The organism is Oricola nitratireducens (assembly GCF_014904745.1).
GTDB classification, from domain to species: Bacteria; Pseudomonadota; Alphaproteobacteria; order Rhizobiales; family Rhizobiaceae; genus Oricola; species Oricola nitratireducens.
Genome location: NZ_JACZCS010000009.1, coordinates 15,428 through 37,996, shown reverse-complemented (window position 1 = coordinate 37,996; position 22,569 = coordinate 15,428). Strand labels below are relative to the sequence as shown.

19 protein-coding genes are annotated in these 22,569 nt (G+C 58.5%); 14 read left to right on the top strand and 5 right to left on the bottom strand.

Annotated features, from left to right (window positions below; all coding sequences use genetic code 11):
• Positions 1 to 8 precede the first annotated feature (8 nt).
• The 3 genes from IG169_RS05985 (at position 9) to IG169_RS05975 (ending at position 3,174) form a co-directional block, all read left to right on the top strand.
• Positions 9 to 404, top strand: a complete 396-nt coding sequence (locus tag IG169_RS05985) for a sarcosine oxidase subunit gamma (RefSeq protein ID WP_428982237.1) — start codon at positions 9 to 11, stop codon at positions 402 to 404.
• An 86-nt stretch (positions 405 to 490) separates the two neighbouring features.
• Positions 491 to 1,756 carry a serine hydroxymethyltransferase gene (gene glyA / locus IG169_RS05980; RefSeq protein ID WP_193175266.1) on the top strand — a complete coding sequence of 422 codons (1,266 nt, stop codon included), beginning with the start codon at positions 491 to 493 and terminating at the stop codon, positions 1,754 to 1,756.
• 5 nt (positions 1,757 to 1,761) lie between these two features.
• A complete protein-coding gene (locus IG169_RS05975) occupies positions 1,762 to 3,174 on the top strand; it encodes an L-serine ammonia-lyase (RefSeq protein ID WP_193175265.1) in 1,413 nt (470 codons plus the stop codon).
• Positions 3,175 to 3,554: 380 nt separating this feature from the next.
• Here IG169_RS05975 and IG169_RS05970 read toward each other — a convergent pair whose 3' ends face one another.
• Positions 3,555 to 4,781: a M24 family metallopeptidase gene (locus IG169_RS05970; protein ID WP_193175264.1), complete on the bottom strand. Its 1,227-nt coding sequence runs from the start codon at positions 4,779 to 4,781 to the stop codon at positions 3,555 to 3,557.
• Positions 4,782 to 4,905: 124 nt separating this feature from the next.
• Entirely contained in the window at positions 4,906 to 5,799 is an 894-nt protein-coding gene (locus IG169_RS05965; RefSeq protein WP_210325883.1) for a LysR substrate-binding domain-containing protein, read from the bottom strand.
• A 90-nt stretch (positions 5,800 to 5,889) separates the two neighbouring features.
• Here IG169_RS05965 and IG169_RS05960 point away from each other — a divergent pair, with 90 nt between their 5' ends.
• The 7 genes from IG169_RS05960 (at position 5,890) to IG169_RS05930 (ending at position 12,997) form a co-directional block, all read left to right on the top strand.
• Positions 5,890 to 6,693: a creatininase gene (locus IG169_RS05960; RefSeq protein WP_193175263.1), complete on the top strand. Its 804-nt coding sequence runs from the start codon at positions 5,890 to 5,892 to the stop codon at positions 6,691 to 6,693.
• Between the two features lie 43 nt (positions 6,694 to 6,736).
• On the top strand, positions 6,737 to 7,855 hold the full coding sequence (locus tag IG169_RS05955) for a polyamine ABC transporter substrate-binding protein (RefSeq protein ID WP_193175262.1): 1,119 nt from the start codon (positions 6,737 to 6,739) through the stop codon (positions 7,853 to 7,855).
• A 66-nt stretch (positions 7,856 to 7,921) separates the two neighbouring features.
• Positions 7,922 to 8,767, top strand: a complete 846-nt coding sequence (locus tag IG169_RS05950; RefSeq protein WP_193175261.1) for an ABC transporter permease — start codon at positions 7,922 to 7,924, stop codon at positions 8,765 to 8,767.
• Entirely contained in the window at positions 8,764 to 9,570 is an 807-nt protein-coding gene (locus IG169_RS05945; RefSeq protein WP_193175260.1) for an ABC transporter permease, read from the top strand. The genes IG169_RS05950 and IG169_RS05945 overlap by 4 nt, the downstream gene beginning before the upstream one ends.
• On the top strand, positions 9,570 to 10,670 hold the full coding sequence (locus IG169_RS05940; RefSeq protein WP_193175259.1) for an ABC transporter ATP-binding protein: 1,101 nt from the start codon (positions 9,570 to 9,572) through the stop codon (positions 10,668 to 10,670). Before IG169_RS05945 ends, IG169_RS05940 begins: the two co-directional genes overlap by 1 nt.
• Positions 10,671 to 10,754: 84 nt before the next feature.
• Positions 10,755 to 11,075 carry a DUF2478 domain-containing protein gene (locus tag IG169_RS24435; RefSeq protein ID WP_428982236.1) on the top strand — a complete coding sequence of 107 codons (321 nt, stop codon included), beginning with the start codon at positions 10,755 to 10,757 and terminating at the stop codon, positions 11,073 to 11,075.
• Positions 11,076 to 11,623: 548 nt separating this feature from the next.
• Positions 11,624 to 12,997, top strand: a complete 1,374-nt coding sequence (locus IG169_RS05930) for a DNA cytosine methyltransferase (RefSeq protein ID WP_193175257.1) — start codon at positions 11,624 to 11,626, stop codon at positions 12,995 to 12,997.
• Between the two features lie 162 nt (positions 12,998 to 13,159).
• Here the strand turns inward: IG169_RS05930 and IG169_RS05925 are convergent, their stop codons facing one another.
• The gene (locus tag IG169_RS05925; protein WP_193175256.1) at positions 13,160 to 13,525 is read right to left on the bottom strand and encodes a hypothetical protein; all 366 of its coding nucleotides are present in this window, start codon (positions 13,523 to 13,525) and stop codon (positions 13,160 to 13,162) included.
• Between the two features lie 618 nt (positions 13,526 to 14,143).
• Here IG169_RS05925 and IG169_RS05920 point away from each other — a divergent pair.
• From IG169_RS05920 to IG169_RS05910, 3 genes are read left to right on the top strand one after another with little or no spacing between them, the layout of a single operon-like run.
• A complete protein-coding gene (locus tag IG169_RS05920; protein ID WP_193175255.1) occupies positions 14,144 to 15,316 on the top strand; it encodes a DNA cytosine methyltransferase in 1,173 nt (390 codons plus the stop codon).
• Positions 15,316 to 16,239, top strand: coding sequence for an Eco29kI family restriction endonuclease (locus IG169_RS05915; protein WP_193175254.1), 924 nt, complete (start codon positions 15,316 to 15,318; stop codon positions 16,237 to 16,239). Before IG169_RS05920 ends, IG169_RS05915 begins: the two co-directional genes overlap by 1 nt.
• A 42-nt stretch (positions 16,240 to 16,281) precedes the next feature.
• Positions 16,282 to 16,710, top strand: a complete 429-nt coding sequence (locus IG169_RS05910; RefSeq protein WP_343225592.1) for a very short patch repair endonuclease — start codon at positions 16,282 to 16,284, stop codon at positions 16,708 to 16,710.
• Positions 16,711 to 16,967: 257 nt separating this feature from the next.
• Here the strand turns inward: IG169_RS05910 and IG169_RS05905 are convergent, their stop codons facing one another.
• Positions 16,968 to 17,966 carry a DUF4238 domain-containing protein gene (locus IG169_RS05905; RefSeq protein WP_193175253.1) on the bottom strand — a complete coding sequence of 333 codons (999 nt, stop codon included), beginning with the start codon at positions 17,964 to 17,966 and terminating at the stop codon, positions 16,968 to 16,970.
• A gap of 261 nt (positions 17,967 to 18,227) precedes the next feature.
• Positions 18,228 to 20,654 carry a DUF4238 domain-containing protein gene (locus tag IG169_RS05900; protein ID WP_193175252.1) on the bottom strand — a complete coding sequence of 809 codons (2,427 nt, stop codon included), beginning with the start codon at positions 20,652 to 20,654 and terminating at the stop codon, positions 18,228 to 18,230.
• A 325-nt stretch (positions 20,655 to 20,979) separates the two neighbouring features.
• On the opposite strand from IG169_RS05900, the gene IG169_RS05895 reads away from it, so the two are divergent.
• Entirely contained in the window at positions 20,980 to 22,341 is a 1,362-nt protein-coding gene (locus tag IG169_RS05895) for an IS1182 family transposase (protein WP_193175251.1), read from the top strand.
• Positions 22,342 to 22,569 lie beyond the last annotated feature (228 nt).

Genomic DNA, 22,569 nt, shown 5'->3' with positions numbered 1-22,569 from the left:
CGGTTCGCATCGGCTCGGTCGAGCGAAAGGGCGAGGTCGAGGCTCTTTGCCTTGGCCCCGACGAATGGTGCGTCCTTGCGCCCGATAAACGGCGCGACGCGCTCATCGAAGCCTCCCGTGCGGCATACGCAAAGATTCCACATGCGTTTTGCGACGTGTCAGATCGCGAGGTTGTGCTGCGGTTGAGCGGTCCGGAGGCGCTGACGGCTCTCACGACGGGCATCGCTCGCGACATTGAATCGATGGAGGTCGGCAGCGCGGCGCGCACGGCTTTCGATACAGCGACGGTGATCTTGTGGCGGGACGACGAAAACAGCTTCCGCATGGATGTCTGGCGCAGTTTCCTGCCACATGTCCGGGCCTTGCTCGATCTTGCCCAAGCTGAGTTCGCGGCGGGTCTCTAACCTTCCATCTGACTCGGACAATCGCTGCTCGTGGTGAACCCAGCCACCGTTCAAGTCCGATTTACGCCATAGAAAGGAATGCACGCATGCTTGATGCCAATATCGGGAATCTGCTCACCGACACGCCTGTGGCCGTCGCCATCGATCTTGAACTAAATCGTCAGCAGAACCAGATCGAACTGATTGCGTCTGAGAATATCGTTTCGCGCGATGTGTTGATCGCGCAGGGTTCGGTCCTGACCAACAAATATGCCGAGGGTTATCCGGGCCGCCGCTACTATGGCGGCTGCGAGCATGTGGATACCGTGGAGGACATCGCTCGCGACCGGCTCAGGACGCTGTTTGGCGCGGCCCATGTCAATGTTCAGCCGCATTCGGGCGCGCAGGCCAATCAGGCGGTGTTCCTCGCTCTGCTTCAACCGGGCGACAAGATAATGGGTCTGTCGCTCGCCCATGGCGGGCACCTCACGCATGGTTCGCCTGTTACTATGTCGGGCAAGTGGTTTGAGGTTGTCTCGTATGAGGTGGAGCCCGGCAGCCATCTGATCGACATGGAGAAGGTGCGCCAGATCGCATTGGCGGAGAAGCCACAATTGATAATCGCGGGTGCCTCGGCCTATCCGCGGCATCTCGACTTCGCCACCTTCCGCTCCATCGCCGATGAAGTGGGCGCATATTTGATGGTTGATATGGCGCACTATGCGGGGCTAATTGCGGCGGGCGAGTATCCCAATCCGATCCCGCACGCTCATATCGTCACTTCGACGACGCACAAGACGTTGAGAGGTCCGCGTGGCGGCATTGTTCTGACCAATGACGAGGTGCTCGGCAAAAAGATAAACTCAGCGGTGTTTCCCGGAAACCAGGGAGGGCCGCTCATGCATGTGATTGCGGCCAAGGCGGTTGCCTTCGGCGAGGCGCTGCAGCCGTCGTTCAAGAATTATGCGAAAGCTGTGATCGCCAATGCCCGGGCCTTGTCCGAAACGCTGAAGGAGGGCGGGGCAGGCATCGTTTCGGGGGGCACCGACAGCCATATGGTTTTGGTCGATCTGCGCCCATTTGGTGTCACCGGCAAGATGGCGGAAATCGCGCTGGAGCGAGCCGGATTGACCTGCAACAAGAATGCCATCCCGTTCGATCCCGAGAAGCCCTTCGTGACATCCGGTATACGGCTCGGTACCTCGGCGGGGACGACACGCGGCTTGCGGGAAACGGAGTTCCGCGCTGTGGGCGGGATGATCCTGCGGGTGCTGCGCGCCCTGTTGAAAGACGAAGAGGGAAACGGCTCCGTCGAAGCGGAGGTCCGCGCGGAGGTCGAGAAGCTCTGTGCCCGTTATCCTATTTACAGCTAGGCTCCATGTTCATATCGGTCTTTGAAATATTCAAACACGGCATCGGCCCGTCGTCCTCGCATACGATGGGACCGATGGTCGCCGCCGATCGTTTTCTCGACGAGCTGCGCGGTGGGGCCGAGCCGATCCCCGGCGCGGATCGGCCCGCCCATCTGCGCGCGCGGCTGCATGGCTCTCTTGCATTCACGGGCAAGGGCCATGCGACGGACCGGGCGGTCATGCTGGGGCTTTTGGGCGCCCGCCCTGATACGCTTGACCCGGATGCCGCCGATGACATGATCGAGAGGCTTTGCACGGAAAAAACCTTGCGGCCCGAGGGCCTGCCGGAATTGGCCTTTGACCCCGCGGCCGATCTCGTTTTTGACTACGGACCGCCGTTGCCTCTTCATGCCAACGGTATGGTGCTGGAGGCTTTCGATACACGAGGTAATTGTTATCTGAAATCGATCTACTATTCGGTCGGCGGCGGCTTCGTTCTGACCGAGGCCGAGTTGCGTGCCGAGCGTGCCGCATCTGGAGGCGGATTGCATGCGGTCAAGGAGACGCGCGGCTATCCCTTTCCGTTCGGATCCGCCGCTGAAATGCTGGAGATGGCTCGCGCCTCGGGGTTGAGCATCGCGGCGATGAAGCGATGCAATGAGCAAGCCAACGGGGTGGAATCCCTCGATGCCGGCCTCGATGCTCTGGCCGAAGCCATGAACGCCTGCATCGACCGCGGATTGAGAACCGAAGGGATATTGCCCGGCGGATTGAAGGTAAGGCGACGTGCCAATGGGATCCATGTACGCCTGCGGGAAAGGCGCTTCAGCAACCGGCGACCGCCTCATGAGATCAATGATTGGCTAAGCGTCTACGCCATGGCGGTGAATGAGGAAAACGCCGCCGGCGGCCGGGTCGTGACGGCACCGACGAATGGGGCGGCGGGCACGCTTCCGTCAGTGCTGCGCTATTGGCAGGATCATTGCGATGGTGTCTCCGATGCACGTCGGCGTGATTTCCTGCTTACCGCCGCCGCGATCGGCGGAATAATCAAGTCCAATGCGTCGATCTCCGGAGCCGAGGTTGGCTGCCAGGGCGAAGTCGGATCCGCCTCTGCGATGGCCGCGGCGGGTTTATGCTCCGCACTCGGCGGAGGTAGCGAACAGATCGAGAATGCGGCGGAAATCGCATTGGAGCATCATCTTGGGATGACCTGCGATCCGGCGGGCGGGCTTGTACAAGTGCCCTGTATCGAAAGGAACGCGCTTGGCGCGATCAAGGCGGTATCCGCGGCATCACTAGCGTTGCACGGAGATGGCAGGCATTTCATGCCGCTCGACAATTGCATCAAGGTCATGTTCGAAACCGGCCTCGATATGAGCGTAAAATACAAGGAGACATCGACAGGCGGGATCGCTGTCAATTTACCGGAATGCTAACGGCCGAATATCGCCAATACTTGTCTTGATGGCGAACAACTTCAGGAACATTAACGAAGTTGGTGTACGGAATGTGGGATGACCGGAGAAATTCCGCGGCAATGTGTACCAAATGAAACGGCAAGCATCATGGCACCGCGACCGACCGAGAGCCGCGCGGCCGATTTATGTTAAAACGGAGATGGGCTGTCGAGTGAGGGGCAGCGCCTGCTTTTCTCGGGTTTCCGGTATTGGTCCGGAGGTAGTACGAAGCGCCGTACCGAACAAGTACAACGTATCCTTGGCGATTAATCCTGGCGGCCATCAGCGCGCATACGGTGACCAGCATCAAACTGATGCTGGTCATCGACGCGGCAATCTTCAAAGTCCGTCGGACTCCTCTATTTGCCAACGACATTGTGTTCAGGTCCGTACGGGAAACCAGTGATATTCTCGGCTCCATCGTTCCCGATGACCAGAATGTCGTGCTCGCGATATCCGCCGGCACCGGGCTGCCCCTCAGGAATCATGACCATCGGCTCCATGGAAACTACCATTCCAGGCTTCAATTCGGTATCGATGTCTTCACGAAGCTCCACGCCGGCCTCGCGACCATAGTAGTGGCTTAGGACTCCAAAGCTGTGGCCATAGCCAAAGGAGCGGTATTTGAGCAGATCCCACTCACGATACATCTCGTTCAATTCCTTTGCTATGTCCATGCAGCGCGCCCCGGGCTTGATCAGCTGAAGCCCGCGTTCGTGAACCGCGACATTCTTTTCCCAGATGTCGAGGCTGGCATCGTCGACGGTTTCGCAGAACAGCGTTCGTTCAAGCGCGGTATAGTAGCCGAAGATCATCGGAAATGTATTGAGGCTGAGAATGTCTCCAGACTGAACCACCCGGTTGGTCACCGGATTGTGGGCACCGTCCGTGTTGATCCCGGACTGGAACCATGTCCAGGTATCCATCAGTTCGACAAAGGGAAATGACTTTGCGATCTCTCGGATCATCGCGTTCGTGCCAGCGATCGCGACTTCGTGCTCAGGCACACCGGCTCTCACGGCATTCGCCACGGCATGACCGCCAATGTCGCATACGCGCGCGCCTTCCCGGATGAGCTTGATCTCCTCGTCGGACTTGATGGTTCGCATCCACATGGACGGTTGACCAATGTCCACGAATTCGACTCCGGGAAGGGCATCCTGCAACTGTTGCCGATAATCCAACGATACATGGTCGAATTCGATCCCAATTCGCTTGGCACCCTTCGTCAGCTGCTGCGCCGCACGATAGAAATTGTCGCGGCGCCAGTCTGTATACGTGATGTTGTTGCCGAATGTGCGGCGCCACGGCTGACCTCCGTCGATGCCAGCGGAAATGGTGGTGGCGTTCTTTTGATCGATCACCATCCCGTACTTGCGGCCGAAATAGCAATACAGCCAGCCCGAGTAATAGTTGATGCAGTGATAGGAAGTGAACAACGCCGCGTCGACGCTGTTTGCTTCCATCCATTTGCGTAATTCGTTCTGGCGTCGAGCCATTTCATTATCGGAAAACGGCGAATAATCCTTCTCGCCATTATGCCATTCCGTCACGTGGAGCATATTGTTGAGCGTATCGTTGAGCATGCTGCTTCCCCTTCGCTGAAGTCGAGACGCATCTCGCTACCAGCAAACAGGATTTGAAAGAAATTAATAGAACTGATCCAATCATTAGAATCCGAAATGTATGGATATTTCCCTCTGGTCCCGCTCATGCCCGCGAATATGTTGGTTTACGGAAAGCGCTCACGCCGTTCGCGATCTGGTCGATTAGCTTCAACGCGGCATCGGATGCCTTTACGTGCTTGTAGAAAAGGCCAACGTGCAGGTTTGCCAGGAGTGGGAAGCCCTCCTTCGGTGACAAGACGCGCATCCCAGGCAGGAGTGTCTTCTTTGTAAGGGCGGTCACCCCCATGCCGTCGAGAACCGCGTTTTGAAGCGCCGAGATGCCGGGACTCTCGAAACATATCCTCCATTCGCGCCCTTCCGTGCTCAGGGCTTCAATCATGCGCTTGCGATAATAGCACCCTTCCGGGTGCGCGATGATCTGGACCGGTCGTTCCAGGCTGTAGTGATAGTCGCGGCCGCAAACCCAAAACGGGCGCTCGGACCAGTAAAGCGAAACATATGGCGCGGGCATCGCGTCGGTGATCGCGATCGCGAGATCGAGGTCGTCGGTGTGCAGGCTTGACAGGATATCCCTGCTCCAATTGCAGCGGACATCCAATGAGACCTCCGGATTGGACTTGGCAAATTGAGCGATGACGCGTTGGAAGTAGCCGATGGCATAATCTGTCGGAAGCCCAACTCGAAGTGTGCCGAGAAGTTGGGCGCGCTGAAAGTTGGCTACCGCTCGGTCATTCATCCGCAGTATTTCCCGAGCGTAGCCGATAAGGGTCTGGCCATCTGATGTGAGCTCTAGTGTTTTGCCCGTGTGCTGAAGCAGTTTTGCCCCAACCAAGCTTTCAAGCCGCTTGATCTGCAGGGAAATCGCCGGCTGCGTCCTGCCCAATATTTGACCGGTCTCCGTGAAATTTCCGAGATCCACCACCGTGACGAATGTCCGGATAAGGTCGGTTTGCAGATTAACGAATTGCCGCATCATAAATATCCTTTATGCGATCATTCGTACTATGAATTTTCCAGATGAAGCAAGCGGGATTAAGTTTTACTCGATCGCTCATTAGAGGCTGCCATGATTTCAGATACAGTTTTCGCCGCCGAACTTGCCTGGCCGGATTACCAGCGGCGCGTACAGGGTGGGGCCGTGCCCATTCTTATTCCGCTGGGCTCCATGGAGCAGCACGGACATCACATGCCAATGCACGTGGATGTGCTCCTGCCAACCGAATTCGCGCGTCGGGCCGCCAGTGAAATTGGCGCGCTGGTCGCGCCGCCGTTCACATATGGCTACAAGTCGCAGCAAAAATCCGGGGGCGGGAACTTCTTTCCCGGCACCACCAGCCTCGACGGCGTGAGCTTGATCAATGCCCTCAAGGATGTGGTCAAGGAATTCGCTCGCCACGGGATTCGCAATATTTGCATCGTAAATGGTCACTTCGAGAATTCGTGGTTCATCGTCGAGGGGATCGATCTTGCACTTAGGGAACTGAAATGGAGCGGGATCAATGATGTCAAAGTGGTCGTGCTTTCCTATTGGGATTTCGTTGATCAGGCATCCATTGAAAAGATCTATCCCGACGGCTTTCTCGGTTGGGATATCGAGCATGGTGGTGTTTTGGAAACCTCGCTAATGCTCCTGCTCCATCCGAACTTGGTGTCGCTGCAAAACGCGGTCGAGCATGCCCCGGCGACTTTCCCGCCCTATGATGTCTACCCATCCAAACCTGAGTGGACACCGGCGAGCGGCACGCTGTCATCTCCCAAGGAGGCAACCGCCGAGAAGGGCGAGATCTTGCTGGAGGTCTGCACGCGCGGGATCGTCGCGGCGTTGCGCAAGGAGTTCAATTTCGAAGGCGATGTTGTCGCGGCGGAATAATCCGCCAAGACAGGAGGCACAATTCGCAAACAAGGAGCTAAGCATGGCATCTAATCTAATCAAACCGAGCCGCAGGGAGTTCATGAAAATGACCGGTGGCGCCGCGCTGGCGATGCCTTTTCTGTCGATCAGAGCATCCGCGCAGACCGTGAATCTGTCGATGTTGGCTTGGTATGGCCATGCCGAGCCGGATATCGTTGGTGAATTCGAAGAGGCCAACAATGTAAAGTTCACGCCAAAATACTATACCGGCGGCGATAACATGCTTGGCCTGATCGCCCAATCACCGGCCGGCACATACGATGTGATCCTCTCGGATGCCGAGTATGTTCAACAGTTGAACGCGGCGGGCTATATCGAAGAACTTGACCCTGAAGACTACCACTTTGACGACTACTATCCAGAGTTCCAGAAGTTTCCGGGTCACTGGAAGGACGGCAGGCTCTACTCGGTCATCACCCGATTCGGATTCCTGGGTGTCGCCTACAATACCGATGCCTTCACAGAGCAGGAGGCCGGCACATATGGGCTCTACTGGGACGAACGCCTGGCTGGAAAGCTGGGTCATTTCGACTGGCATCTGCCCAATCTCGGCCAGATCAGCCTCTACAACGGCAATGCATCGCCGTACGATATCGATGATGTCGTCTGGGAGGCGCTGAAGGAGAAGACCATGACCCTCCGTCCGCAGGTCGGCGGCTTTCTCGACTACGGCGGCACGTTCTCGTCGCTGAAGAATGGACAGATGCTTGCCATCGCGGGAATCGGGGACTGGATAACGGGAACGCTCGAGAAGAACGGCGCTCCCGTGCGTTCAGTTATTCCGAAGGAAGGCGGTCTCCAATGGACCGAATCCTTTTCCATCGGCAAGGGCTCGAAGAATCAGGAGATGGCGAAGAAGTGGATCCAGTATATCACTTCGCCCGAAGGCCAGGCCAAGTCGGCTGATATGGCGGCATATCCGGCGCTTATCCCAAGCAAGGCCGGCTGGAAGGTCCTAAACGAGAACAACATGGCCGAGGCCAAGCGCCAGAACATGGTGCTGGGCGAGCGCAATGTCATGGACATGATCCGGGAAGGTCGTATCCAGTATCGACAACTGCCCGTTCAGCAAAGCCTCGAAACCTGGAATGACTTCTGGACCGACTACAAGGCAGCCTAACATGCCTCCGCCGGGACCGCTCTCCCACGGTTCCGGCGGCCATTCTCACGACAAGGCCGATAATCCATGTCCAAACGTCCAAGCCTTTTCTCTCTGGTCTTGTCGCTTCCGTTGCTGATCTGGCAGCTTGCCTTTTTCCTGTTTCCGCTGCTGTTTCTCGTCGCGATCAGCTTCTGGACGGTGCGCAACTTCCAGATGCAGCCCGATTTCAATACAGGAAATTGGGTGCGCATATTCACGCGAAGCGCTTTCTGGGACGCTTACCTGCGGACATTCTGTCTCGCGGCGGCTAGCGCGGCGATAACCAGCGCAATTGCGTTTCCGGCCTCTTACGCGATCTCATTCAAATTGTCTGAACGTGCGAGGCGGTGGCTCATATTTGTTCTGATTATTCCGTTCTTTACCAGTTATCTTGTCAGGGTCTATTCGTTGCAGGTGTTTCTATCGGATGCCGGCATCATCAATGCCTTGCTTGGCAAATTTGGCATCGGTCCGTTTCCTTTGCTGAACTCGACCTTCGGCACTTTGGTCGGCATGATCACTCTGTGCTTGCCGCTGGTCATATTGCTCCAGCTGTTCAGCTTGAATTTTGTAAACAGGGATCTCGTCGAAGCGGCTCACAATTTGCGTTGCGCGCGCTTCAGGACCGTTTTCCTCGTGATCGTGCCATCCGCGAAGGTGGGGCTGGTGATCGCGGCGCTTTTCGCCTTCATTCTTTCTTTTGGCGATTTTGTTAGCCCGCTTTATCTCGGTGGCGGCAACCCGCCGACCCTTTCCATCATGATCACCGACATCACTAAATCAGGTCAACAGTGGCCACGCGCGGCGGTCGTCGCGCTGACCATGATTGGCACACTTCTAACGGTTGCATTTCTTTCAATCAGGTTCGCCTACCGGGAGCGCGGGGAATGACCGGGAACAGGAACATTGTAATCAATGGCTTGCTGAAGCTGCATATCTTGGCATGCCTAGTGTTCATTTTCGCGCCGATCATCGGCAGCTTTGTTTTTTCGCTGAATTCGGATCGCTTTCCGTCGTTGCCGCTAGGGCATTTCTCTTTGCAGTGGTATCGGCTGATCTTGGAAGACCCGTTCGTGTGGGCCGGATTTTTCAATACCGTTTTCGTCGGTGCCATTGTCGCGGTGATTGCCACGACACTCGGATTCGGTGGGGCTTACACAGACTTTCGTTACAACTTCATCGGAAAGAATGCCTATCTCGCTTTGGCCTTGTTGCCGCCAACGATCCCGGTGGTAATCATGGGCCTTGCCATGCTGGCCTTCCTGTCGCGTATCAGTCTATCCGGCGGCACGTTTTCAGTGATTATTGCGCATGGTGTTATGTGCAGCCCCTTCGCCATGGCCATAATTCGGCTTCGGCTTTCGCAGATGGATCCGGATCTCGAGGCCGCCTCTTGGAACCTGGGGGGCAACGAATGGGCAACGCTGCGACATGTGATCATGCCTTTCACGAAACCAGCAATCTTCGCAGCGCTTTTCATAACGATGGCGGTTTCATTCGACGAATTCGCGGTGGCATGGTTCGTTTCCGGCCTGCACGAGACGCTTCCCGTCAAGATCTTGGGCTTCCTGCAAGGTCAGGTAAGCCCTCGAATAAACGCTATCGGCTCGCTGGCGTTCCTGAGTTCGATAACGCTGATCGTCTTCGCTCAAATGCTGATGCGCAACCCTTCAACAGGGCCCGTGGAAAAATGATGAACGATCAAATGACGACCAACTCAATCGTAAAACTCGACAGCGTTGTTAAGAAATTCGGAGACATTTTCGCCGTTGAACGTGTCGACTTCGAGATCGGCCGCGGCGAGTTTCTCGCAATCATGGGTTCTTCCGGATGCGGCAAAACAACGACATTGCGGATGCTGGCCGGATTGGAAGACCCGACCGATGGCGATATCTATCTCGACGGAGAACGAGTGAATGGCAAGGCGACTTGGGATCGTGACACTCCCATGGTGTGGCAAAGCCTTGCGCTGTTTCCGTTTCTGACCGTCCAGGAAAACGTCGAGTTCGGTTTGAAAATGCGTGGTGTCAGCAAGGTTGAGCGCATCGAGCGGGCACGCAGATGGCTCGAAAAGATGCAAATACTGGAGTTCGCGAACCGCAATATCTCACAATTGTCAGGCGGCCAGAAGCAGCGTGTCGCGCTTGCTCGGGCGCTCGTGACCGAACCCAAGATTCTACTTCTCGACGAGCCGCTTTCGGCCCTCGACGCGCATCTAAAGGTCCGGATGCAGTCGGTCTTGTCCAGCTTGCAGAAAGATCTCGGCATCACATTCGTTTATGTCACGCACTCAATGTCGGAAGCGTTTTCGATGGCGGATCGAGTGGTCATTATGAGTCGTGGAAAAATCGAACAGATTGGCACTCCGCAAGAAATTTACCGGGAGCCGCGCAACCGCTTCGTTGCCGAATTTCTTGGATCCGCTAACATTTTTACTGGAGCGTTGAGCAGAAAAACTGGCGTTTACTGGACGATTGAAGCCCCCGATGGCTCGTTTGAAATCAATGCAGGCAAGGTGACAAACAAGAATGAAGGCGATTCCGTGACATTTATAGTCAGCGCGGAAAATATGAATGTCAGGCCCACTGGATCGCAACCCAATGGAATTACGGTGACAGTAGTCGGAGAGGAATTTGTGGGAGCCACCGCGATATTATTCGTTGAAACCGAGTCCGGCGCGGAACTCAAAATCCAGAAAAGCCACGACGAGTTTTCGTCGTTGGATACGCGCCCAGGTTCGAAACTTGCCGTTCATTGGGATCCCGACCATTGTCACGTGCTGCCGGGTGAGTGATTTTGCACGTAATTCATGATCAGTCCCGACGGGGTGGTCGGTGTTAATGGTTGGTATCTGACCGACCTGTAAGCCAGCGAAACGATGCCTTCCGTGCCGGCGTGCGACATGCGGCATCGAAATCTACTCGGAGCGCGAGGTCCATGGTGTCTCTCACTTGGGATCCGCATCCTTTCCAATGGTGAGGTTATCCGCATTTCTCAGTCTCTTGGTCCAGGCTTAAATAGCTGTCGTCTCGACTCCCCCGCACTCGATACTGCGGTTGCGGTCGTTGAGGAGCAGATGTCATGCAATCCGCATATTCTGGTCATCAACAATTTCAGAAAACACGAGTGTTCGGGTCGCAGTTTCCGCGCTGTAATCGCAAATGCGCTGATGCGCGACATTCCTGTGATGGTGGGCTGAGCCGCTTGAAATAAGCCGCCTTTGAAGAATTCACCGCTGGACAGCGAGGTGCTCGAGCGCTGGTGTCTGAGCAAACTGAATGGCTAGGTTAGACAGTGACACAGGCAGGCCCACCCACTCCAAAGTTATAGAACCAGATCGTTGTAGATTCTTAGCGGAGCACACGATGTGACCAACATCCGGATATGTCTGTGCGTTTATGAGTCCATCACCTTGAGCGGCACCCGAGCTGATTGGATCGGCAGAGATTCCCAAACCAAGGTCTTAATGATTCAAGATGTCTGCGGAGGATAGCGGGAAACGTAACTGAATGGCCAGTTGCCATACAGAAGAATTTACAAGGCGCATTCCGGCGCTCTCTGCATAACGGAGTTTTCCGTTACGATTTCAGCGGCTTGACGCAGCGTGATCGCGAAATCTGGGAATTCGCCGCCGGATTCGAATCGCCTATCCGCCGACATGTCGATGTCCGGCCGCGGGGACGGTCCCCGCGCGGCATCGGCGCCCTCCTCGGCGGCCCCGGCCGCACCCTCGGGAACGGAAGCGACATGAGAGCGGTGGAGCTCTTCTGCGGGGCCGGCGGCATGTCGCTCGGCCTGCGAAGGGCAGGATTCGAACTTGTCCAGGCATACGATGCCTGGGACCGGGCTGTGGATGTCTACCGCGCCAATCTCGGCCCGCACGCGCGCGAGGCCGACCTCAAGGACATCTTCTCGATCGGCCCGGAACTGGCGCGGCTCGCGCCCGACCTGATCTGCGGCGGGCCGCCGTGCCAGGACTTCTCGGCGGCCGGTCGGCGCGAGGAGCGCGAGAATGCCGCCCTGACGCGCGCCTTCGCCATGCTCGTCGCGGTCGCCCGTCCCCGCTGGTTCGTGATGGAGAATGTCACGCGCGCGCTGAACTCGGATGCGTGGCGCGAGGCGAGGGCGATGCTGGTCAGGGCGGGATACGGCCTGACCGAATGCAAACTCGACGCCTCCCTCTACGGCGTGGCACAGCGCAGGCGGCGGCTGATCGTCATCGGCAGGCTCGGCGAGGCCGACGGCTTTCTGCAGTCGGCGATCCGCAACGCGGCATCGGAGACCGCGATGACGGTCCGCGATCTGTTCGGTGACCGCAGCCCCGAGGCGATCTACGTGCATCCGCGCATGCCGGGCAAGAAGGGGCTGTGGAGCGCGGACGAGCCCGCGCCGACCATGCGCTCCTCGTCGCGGCGGCCGATCCCGGCCGATTACGAGCCGCATCCCGATGATGCACCGCTGCTCGAGAAGGGTGCCTTCTTCACGCGGCCGCTGCACGGGGGCAGGGGTGTGCGCGTGTTGGACGAGCCGGCGCCGGCGATCGTGCGGACCTCGCGCGAGAGGCCGAGGGCGAGCTACATGACCGAGCCGCACCCGAACGATCCCGTCCATCCGGCGGATGCCGCCGTGCTCACCCAGGCCCAGGTGTCGCGCATCCAGGGCTTCCCACCCGGCTGGGACTGGTCACCCGGCCGCACGAAGCGCGACATCGACCAGCTGATCGCCAACGCGGTTCCGCCGCCGCTCGCCGAGGCGATCGGCCGCGTGATCCTGGCGCGCGAGGCGGGCGAGACCATTCCCGCCCTGGAGGGCCGCTTCGGCCAGTGGCTGAGGAGGCGGGGCCTTTCGCCGCAATCGGTCCGCAACGCGAAGACGCGGGTCAACCGCGCCCGGCGGCTGCTGGCGGGCCGGACATTCGCCGATCCGGCGATGGAGATCGCGGCGCTGGAGCGGGTCGGGGAGTTCCTCTCGCTGCCGGTCAAGACGCAGTCCGACCTGCGGTCGGCGCTGCGGCTGTATCGGGAATGGCTGGAGGAGAAGGCCGAGCGATCGGCGAGGAATGCCCCGAAGACGGCTCCGGAACCGATCGGGGAAACCGGGATGTCCGCCGCGGCCGCCTGATCGGATATTGCGAATTGAAGATGTCGGGTTCCGCTATCGACGGGACTCGTCAAGGCGTGCCTATGGGCGGTGACCGCTCAGTCCTTTCACGGCGGTTACGGTGTCGGAGGATGATGAATCGCCGGAAAATATCGGCATTTCACCCGCTCCTCACGCCCGCCGCTAGACCCGCGCCACTAGACCCAGGCTCGGCCGCCAAGGTCTGCTTGCCGACACTGGGCGGCCGGGGTGCTCGAGGTTCCGCACGGCCAACCGCAGGCTCGCGATCGTCTCCTCGAGTTCGACGAGATATTCCGCCAGTTCCCTGCTGCAGGGAAATTTTGTCATCCTCGCGCGAACGGCGGCCTTTCGCTGCCATTTTAGCTCGCGTTCCCAGCGCGCGTTGCATTCGTCCTCCCAGCGCGCCAGTTCGTCTCCGTGGGCTTCAAACCCCTCCGCCGCGCAGAGGTCAAAGCTTGGGTCCGCCCGCCATGCCGCCTTGAGCTCCTCGATTTCCCACCGATCTCTGATACCCGATGCTTCGGTCATTGCCGTTTCCTCGTCCTTGTCATCGGCGCCGCCAAGGCGCGATGATTCAGGATGGGCTGAATTTTTCGGAGGCGCCAAGTGGGTTTTGCAAAAAAATTCGATCACGCGTTGTCAACAATTCAGTGTCCATCCCGTCACGCTATCCATCGCATGCGGTGCCATCGGATTGATGTTGTGGCCTCCGATCGCGCGGACGGGACGATGAAATCGCCCCCGAAAAACCTTGCATCGCGAATTGCCGATGCGTTCCCGGCGGTCCGGGCCGTGAGGCCAAGGTCTTCGTTTCAGTTGGAACCGATCGCATGTTCGGCGTTTCCGAAACGCATCGGAACCGGAAACCGATTAAAGATTAACTGGTTAGGGACAACTCATGTTGGGCTTGTCCCGTTTGCGCAATATAGTGAATGAAGGGCATTCGGGTGCGACCCGCATGCGCCCCTTCAATGTCCGTGCGGGCTCGGTGCCGCATCCTTAAGGGTTGATCAACATTTCGATGCGAACTTCGTTCCCGAAACGTTCTTGCAATTGGAGGGTGTCTCGGATTCTATCTGTGCGCAATCGAATCGCGGGGATTGCGAATCCCCGGCGCGCGGTAAACCGTGCCTTGGCGGAGGTGGAATGCGCAGCATAGAACTCTTTTCCGGATGCGGGGGGTTGGCCCTCGGCCTGGCGCGGGCCGGGTTCGAGCATCTTTTGCTGGTCGAGCGCGACGGTCCCTCCGTGCGAAACATGGAGCACAACGTCGAACGCGGTGTGAAGCATGTTGGGCACTGGAAAGTGCATTCCGGCGATGTCCGCGAACTGAAGTGGGCGGACAAGGCCCCAACCGTCGACTTCGTCGCCGGCGGGCCTCCGTGCCAGCCCTTCTCCATCGGCGGCCTCCATCGGGGGGAGGAGGACGAGCGCGACATGTGGCCGGAGGCGGTGCGCGCCGTCCGGGAGATCAAGCCGAGGGGGTTCCTGTTCGAGAATGTCCGCGGGCTCCTGCGCCCGAAGTTCTCGGAGCATCTCGAGTGGATCCGTCTGTCGCTGACGGAGCCGTGGCTCGCGATCAAGGACGGCGAGGAAAGGGCGGCCCACCTGGATCGGCTCAGGGCGCAGGAGAGCGAGGCCACCTACCACGTGCGCGTCGTAAAGGTGAACGCGGCCGACTACGGCGCGGCGCAGAAGCGGCACCGCGTCCTGTTCATCGGCATCCGGCGCGACCTCGTCGACGCGCTGGAGCCGCCGTCGCCGACCCACTCGCGCGAGCGGCTGTTGTGGGACCAGTATGTCGGCGGCGAGTACTGGAGGCGGCACGGACTTGAGCCGTCGGCCTCGGGACCCGCCAACCCGATCGACGCGAGGACTGTCGCCTCCCTGAAGGCGGGCGGGAAAAAACCCGGCGGGCGGCCCTGGCGAACCGTCCGCGACGCGCTCGCGGGGCTGGGGGAGCCGGGCGCGCGGGACGATATTTCCAATCACGTCTTCCAGCCGGGGGCGAGGTCCTATCCCGGCCACACGGGCAGCCCCATCGACGAGCCTGCCAAGGCGCTCAAGGCGGGCGTGCATGGCGTTCCGGGCGGCGAGAACATGATCGCTTTCGCCGACGGATCGGTCCGGTATTTCACCGTGCGGGAGGCGGCGCGCCTGCAGGGGCTGCCGGATGACTACGAGTTCGTAGGTTCGTGGACCGAGAACATGCGCCAGCTCGGCAACGCCGTCCCGGCGGAGCTGTCGGAGTACTTCGGCAATTATCTCGCCGGCATCCTCTCCGCCGCCTCCGGGAGCGCGCGGGGCAAGGCGGCCTGATGTCACGCAGGGGCAAAGCTCGGAAGCCGAGGCAAACGGAGATAATCGAGGGTGTCCGCGCCCACCTCGAGGAATTGGAGGGCTTGGCATCGGGTCTTTCGAACGTGGCGTCCCGGAAGACACGAGAGCTGCTTGTGGGTGAGGTTCGCGAAGACCTCGCCAGAGTTATTTCGTCCCTGGATCCCATAAAGGAGCCTAAAAGCTTCTTCGACCCAGCCGATCCCGAGACCGCTGGTCGGCTTGTAGCCATGGCTCTTCTCGCGCAGCCTCGGGTTCCACTCGGCCGCATCCCGAGGTCGTACGGAAGCGGGGTGTATGCGATATACTATAATGGACGTTATCCAGCCTATCTGGGTATCAGCGGAACCGAGATGCCTATATACGTTGGGAAAGCCGATCCGAGTTCCACGGTGGCCGTGTCTCCAAGGGAACAAGGGGACAAGCTCTATGGTCGTCTAGCCGATCATAGAAAAGCCATCCGAACGGTGGAGAAGTTCGCGCTCGATCACGGCCTCCCGAACCCGCTTCGGGTCGAAGACTTCGAATGCCGACGGCTCGTGACCGCGACGAATGCCCAATTATTCGCCGAAAAGCACCTGATTGGAATCTTCGAACCCATTTGGAACAAGGATACGAATGTCTGCTGGGGCATCTCGAAGCACGGAGATACAGAGGGAAGAAGCAACAAACGGTCGCCTTGGGATGTCCTGCATAAGGGGCGCAAATGGGCGATGCAGGAAAAGCTTGAGGACTCGCGGTCCGAAGAACGAATCCTCGAAGACATCAGGAAGCATACGGAGGCGAAGCCTGCATATACGGACAGAGACGAAATCGTGGAGGCGTTCCTGTCAGCCTTCGCTCAGGATCCGCTTCTCGATAACGAATCCGATGCGGAAGACGATGGTGGTGACGACGAGGGGTAGCCGCCCGCTTCACTCCGATTACGGGGGAGGGTTCATCTGCTAGTGTCTTTCGACAGACACCTCGTCGACCCGGCCCGCAGCGCGCAGATGGCGCGCGTCCGCGGCAAGGACACGAAGCCGGAGATGGTCGTACGGCGGCTCGTCCACGCGATGGGATACCGCTATCGGCTGCACCGCAAGGATTTGCCGGGCAAGCCCGATCTCGTTTTTCCGCGTCTTCGGAAGATCATCCAGGTCCATGGGTGTTTCTGGCACCAGCATCCCGATCCGGCCTGCCGACGGGCGCGCATTCCAAAGACCCGTCGGGAGTTCTGGGTGCCGAAGCTCGAGGGCAACGCGAGACGCGACATCGAGAACGAGCGGGCGCTGCAGAAGCTCGGCTGGGACGTTCTGGTCGTGTGGGAATGCGAGACGACACCCTCGCGGCGCGAAGAACTTGTCTGGAAACTGGAGGAGTTCCTCGGATCGTAGAGAGCTTGGGCTCCGTTTGTCCGTAGGTGTGATGAATAACGATCGCGCGGGAAGCGGGCTGGAGAATCTGGGGCGAATGACCGAAACGGGGCCGCAAGGAGACTGTCCGGTTTAGGGTACCGGACATCGGGAAGCTGACACTCGTTCGCAGAGTTCGTGTGCCCAGAAGAGAGCAACGAGCTTGCGGCTAAGACGACTGTGTCGAGCCGCATACTGAGGTGTGCTAGCCGCAGGCGCCCACAAAGGCTGATCCTGAGCTAATTGTCTCGGCCGATGAAGCGGTTGAGCCTGCGATTTCCTTCGAGCGACTCGCTGTAGGGGCGGCGGCTGGAAATCCCGGCGGCGCCACCCTTCCCCCAGCGATTATATTGCGACAGATCGTCGAGCAGTGGATCAAGCCAGTTATGGCGATGATACTGGAACTTGCGATGCTCGCCGTGTCGGAAGGCATCGGCAATTTCCGGCTTCTCGTCTCGGTAGAACAGGAAGTCGCTGGCGTAGACTTGCGTGATCTCGTTCAGCTGCTCGACTTCGTCCGCGCTGAGCCGCAGCGTCACGAGGCGCGGTTCGGTCGGATATTGCATCGGGGACATATATACGATCGTCGCCGTCGGCAGGATCGGTAGCACTAGCTTGAGGCCGGAGTTAAGCCCGTCTTGGGATGCGGGGAAATTGTGGAGGAAGCCGTCGCCAGCGATGAATTCTCGTTCGTCGCTAAACAGGATCGCCCAACGGCCGTGCATCATGCGCTTGCGATAAGCGTCATACAGCCCGCGCTGGTTCGCCGCGATCAGGGTCTTGTCGGCGGTCGGATCGGTCAGGCCGAAGCCGCGGCGATAATATTCGGTAGTTCGCTTGATCGAGGCGCGGATGCTCGGGCTGCGGGCCAGCAGCGAGGCTGTAACGCGAGCGATCTGCGCCGCGCGCTGGTCGGGTAGCGGCTGCGGCGAAATGCGTTCGACCATCGATCGCTCAGGCACCGCAAACGCAGCTTCGAGCGTCGCCAGCCACTGTACGAACGCAGCCATTTCTTTGTCGGGCTCGTTGAAAATCGGTTCGAAAGTCGAATCCCACGGACCGCCCATCCTCATGTGATGTGCATTGGTGATTGCGCCGAACGCGCCCGGAGGCGCGCGGTGGACGGTTCCATTCGGCCGGGTCACGGAGACCATACCATCCGCCGCTGCCCAATGATCAGCCAGGGTTCGCGGCCACCAATGGTGCAGTTCGGTCTTGAGCGGCGGTTTCTGCTTCATTGTTGCTAGCTGGGGGCACGACCGATCGATGTCGAGGCATAGTGGGCGGTGTCTCGCGCGGCTCCGGCAGAAGACGCGGGGGGCTATTGGTTGGCTCCAGAATGATATACACGGAGCAAGCGATAGTACAAAATTCAGCGCCTGGAGAATGCGCAGCCCTTTTAGGGCTGATAAAGGCCGTCCGCTTACGCGGTCTCGGCTGACCGAAGCAGACATCAAAATGTATAGCCCCCATAGTGGATGCCTTCTCTAAGCTGCCGATCAAGGGGCATCAACAGGCTCTATGAAGTAAGCCGCCGGAACGCTCGACAAGTGCTTCTCCGAGCTCGACATCAAAAGAAGTCGATTGACGGTGTTGTCCTGAATACCTTCCAGCGGCATGGCGCAAGAAATGCGGCCGTGATTCACGGGAACGCCCACCTTCTGCAGATCTTTTTGGGCTGTTAAATGCGTCCTGGCGAACCGACTTATCAACTGCGCCTCGCGATTGGGTTTCGTTCCGCGCTCTTTGAGATTGGAAATGTACTTGAAGAGATCTCGGAACAATTCCGGGTAACCCGAGACGGTCTTATTCAAGGCCGCTGCCACGATGTCCGTCGCGCTCCGCGGGAACGCGAATTTTGAGCGCTCTATGTTGGTCACGAGCGGGGCGAGACCGGGAGTTGTGGGCTTGTACCGCCGCCGGATGGCATCCTGCACTTCGCTCCAGCGGAACGGACTATCCGTGACAATGGAGGCACCCGTAGCCTGGGCCAAATACATCGTCATTTCGAAATTCGGTGCGAGCTTGAACATATTCATCTGCCCACCACCTTCTCCACCTTCCAGCGAGCCCTCCTGGAGCACGGCCAGGGGATCATCCTCCCGCATCCGCAAGTTGGCGCACATGACCGCCTCGACCTCCTCCTCACTGAGGTCCGGGTTCAGTTTACGGAGCCGTCTGCGCATCACCTCAGGCGGCATAAGCATGATGCCGCGCCGGTTGTCCTCTTCGATGGTCTTTTGCAGGCCGGGGTCATGCATCGGGCCGAACCGCGGCGCTCGAGCCCGTGCCATGCTCATCATCTGCTCGCGGAGATGGAAATCGAAGTCGCAGGGGTCCGGTATGAGGTTGACCAAGCCGTAATCCACGAGCGGCATGACGTTCAGGAAGAACAAGAGCGTTTTTAGGAACTCCTGCCGATAGGACTTCGGGTTGCCGGTCGGGTTCATTTCCTTCTTCATTATTCCGGGGTGGACGAACGGGTGTGCCACAATCAGTTCGCCGAAGTACAGGGGGGCTGCCAAAGCGAAGTCCGAGATCGATGACGGGTGAATAGACCCTGTGTAGACAGCGCGAGCCTCGCCATCGGGCTTGGGTAGCAGCGCGAGCAGATCGGTATCGAGCGGCCATAGCCCTTCGTAGAGACTATAAATCTTGCCGATCTTCTCATCGGTTAGCTCGCTGCGAATCTGCACCCAGTCCTTGCCGGATTCCAGCTCCAGCACGTTTACAATGGCGTTTTGGAGCATCAGATTGCGCTCGCGGATGCTCTTTTCGTTCCAGGCCGGGCGCAGCGCCTCAGGCTTGGATTGGCAACACTCTTTGAACGATTTTCCGCGCCCACACCCGCAGTAGTCGCCCGAACGCAACGGCTTGTCCGGTCGCTTCTTGATCAAGAATTCCCGCGGTTTCTCGGTCCTGCCGAACTCGTCCTGGTAGTGTACGTCGCCGCTCTCGTACTTAACGAATATCTCGCCGCCGAACTTGAACAGCCCAAGTTCCGGCGGCAACAGCGTTTTCCGGAGCTCGCTCCACGGCCGTGTCACGGTCCGTTCCGGGTACAGCCACTCTTTGCGCCCGCCGCCGATGTAGCGGCGCGCGCGCTTCTTGATGATGAAGTTGATTTCGGTGACTTCCTGCGCGGTGAGCTTCCGCTCGCGGATAAAAGAGTCGATCTTGGTTATGGACTGCCGGTAGTTGCGAGCGAAGGTCCTCTTCAGGAGCGGGTCGATGCTCGGGTCCTCCGCATACTCCAGATTCGTCAGAATTAGGCAGTGGTCGCGGTCCATCGGGTAAAGCGTCTGCGACCCCCGCAGCGCTATTCCGGGATCAAGTGGATACGTGCACGCGCTATCCGTGGGAGGGACCGCATGGTTGTAAATCGTCACCGGATGGTCGCTCGTAATGAACTTCACGTCGGAATCTTTAGCAGAGACGATCTCGCGCACGCCGCTGATCCAGATCGTGCAGTGCAGCATGCGGATGCCCTGCATCTCGATCATCAACTCGTTCTGCGTAAGTTCAGGGTATTGGGCCCTAAGCCAGTCTAAGCCCTTCGGCGTGCGGATTTTCTGATTATCGAGAAACTCGAAGAAGTCTTGAAAATGGTCATGCCACTCGCGCATGTCCGTGCCTATGAAGGCACGGACCGCTTGCGATCCCCTGGTGTCGACATCGCCGAAGAGGCGGCGCTCGATCTCATCGTTGACCGACGTGCCGAAGAACGTGGAATACAAATCCGTCTGAAAGAATGCTCTGGAAGTCGGCGTGTCGTTCCACGCGCCATTCTGGGTGATGACGCGTCCGTCGGGGAGGACTTTTTGGTCCGGAGTCATGTCGACATAAGCAAGCGACTTCCGACCGGGCTCGAAGAAACCCTCCTGATACCATTGCGGTACGTAGTGGTTATCTCTCGTGACCGACATCGCAGTGATCCGTTCAACAAAGCGTTCCGCAAATGCATTTACTTAACTTTTTCGGCTATCGTCGATCGGTGAATACTTATCATCCACGGCAAATGACACTCTGATGGGGTGGCGCTTAGGTTAGCGCTGCCGCCTTTTTTGAAAATTCATCTGTCGTTGCGATGTATATGGTTCTCGCGCTCGTCGGACAACGAACGGCAGCTTTCGGGACTAGATCGAGATCTATCGAACGACCGACTTGGGGCGGATACTGTTGAAAAACTCGCCTTGATTGCCGGTTCCGCTGCTGATTCAATTTCCCAATTGATTTGGGAGATTGTCGGCGATGATGGGACCGAAGAAGGAAACGCAGGCGGCGTTGTTCTACGAGTTCTCGCTTGAGGATCACGTTCCAGCAGATCACCTGGTTCGTGCGATTGACCGGTTTATCGCACTGGACGCAATACGTTCACATTTGGCGCCGTTCTACAGCACGATAGGCCGCCCTTCGATCGATCCGGAACTGATGATCCGGATGCTGCTGGTCGGCTATGTCATGGGCATCCGGTCGGAGCGGCGCTTGTGCGAAGAGGTTCACTTGAACCTTGCCTATCGCTGGTTCTGCCGGCTGGACCTGACCGATGCGGTGCCGGATCATTCGACCTTTTCCAAAAACAGACACGGTAGGTTCCGCGAAAGCGATCTGTTTCGGCAATTGTTCGAGGAGGTTCTGTCCCGTTGCATCGTCGAGGGACTTGTCGGCGGAAGCAGCTTTGGAGCGGACGCTTCCCTGATCAAGGCGGATGCCAGCCGCTATGCCAAGGTCGAGCGTGCCGACTGGGTCGTTCCGGAAGCGGTCACGCGGGCCACGCAGGAATATCTCGATACGCTGGATGATGCGGCATTCGGCGCATCCACGCCGGTTGAACCCAAGGCGCTCTCACCGGCTGATCCGGCAGCCCGCTACACCGGTGCCAACGGCGACAGGCCCTTCTTTGCCTATTCCACCAACTATCTTGTCGACCTCGACAATGCTGTCATCGTCGATGTAGACGCAACCGCGCCGATCCGGCAGGCCGAGACTGGAATCGTCCAGGACATGATCGTGCGAACGCGGGAGCGCTTCGACCTGCATCCCGATATGCTTGTCGCTGACACGGCCTATGGGTCAGCACCGATGCTTGGCTGGCTGGTCGATGAGCAGGGCATCGATCCCTACATCCCGGTGATCGACAAGTCCGAACGCAAGGACGGCACCTTCTCGCGGGACGACTTCACCTACGATCCCGGCACGGACGCCTATACCTGCCCGGGCGGCAGACAGCTCGTGCAGTTCCGCCGAACCTACACGACGCCTCGATCAGGCGTCGATGCGGAAGGAATGATGCGCTACCGGGCCAGCAAGAAGGATTGCGACCTCTGCCCGCTCAAACCGCAATGTTGTCCGAAAGAACCCGCTCGGAAAATCCTTCGCTCCATCCATGAACATGCCCGCGACCGGGCACGCGATATCACCAAGACCGATGCCTATGTGACCGCAAGCTACGCCCGCAAGAAGGTCGAGATGTTGTTCGCGCACCTCAAACGAATTCTCAAACTCGATCGGTTGCGTCTTCGAGGACCAAACGGAGCAAAGGACGAGTTCTTGATGGCAGCAACAGCCCAAAATCTTCGCAGATTGGCGAAGCTGGTTCCAATCCCGGCGTAAGAAGGAAGCCGGGTGCGATCTCGGCCTTCCAATCGGGCAGACAAAATAGCCAGTTTTTCAACGGTATCGGGCGCAAAGTTGCCGTTCAACGAGCAACTCTTCGGTGTCGGAATTGGTCCGACACCGAAATGAACAAAGTCCGCAGGCCGACCTCCCGTGTCGGTTCTCGGGAACAACGCGAACGAATGCCAACGTCACCTCGGTAACGGACATTTCCGTTACGCGCCT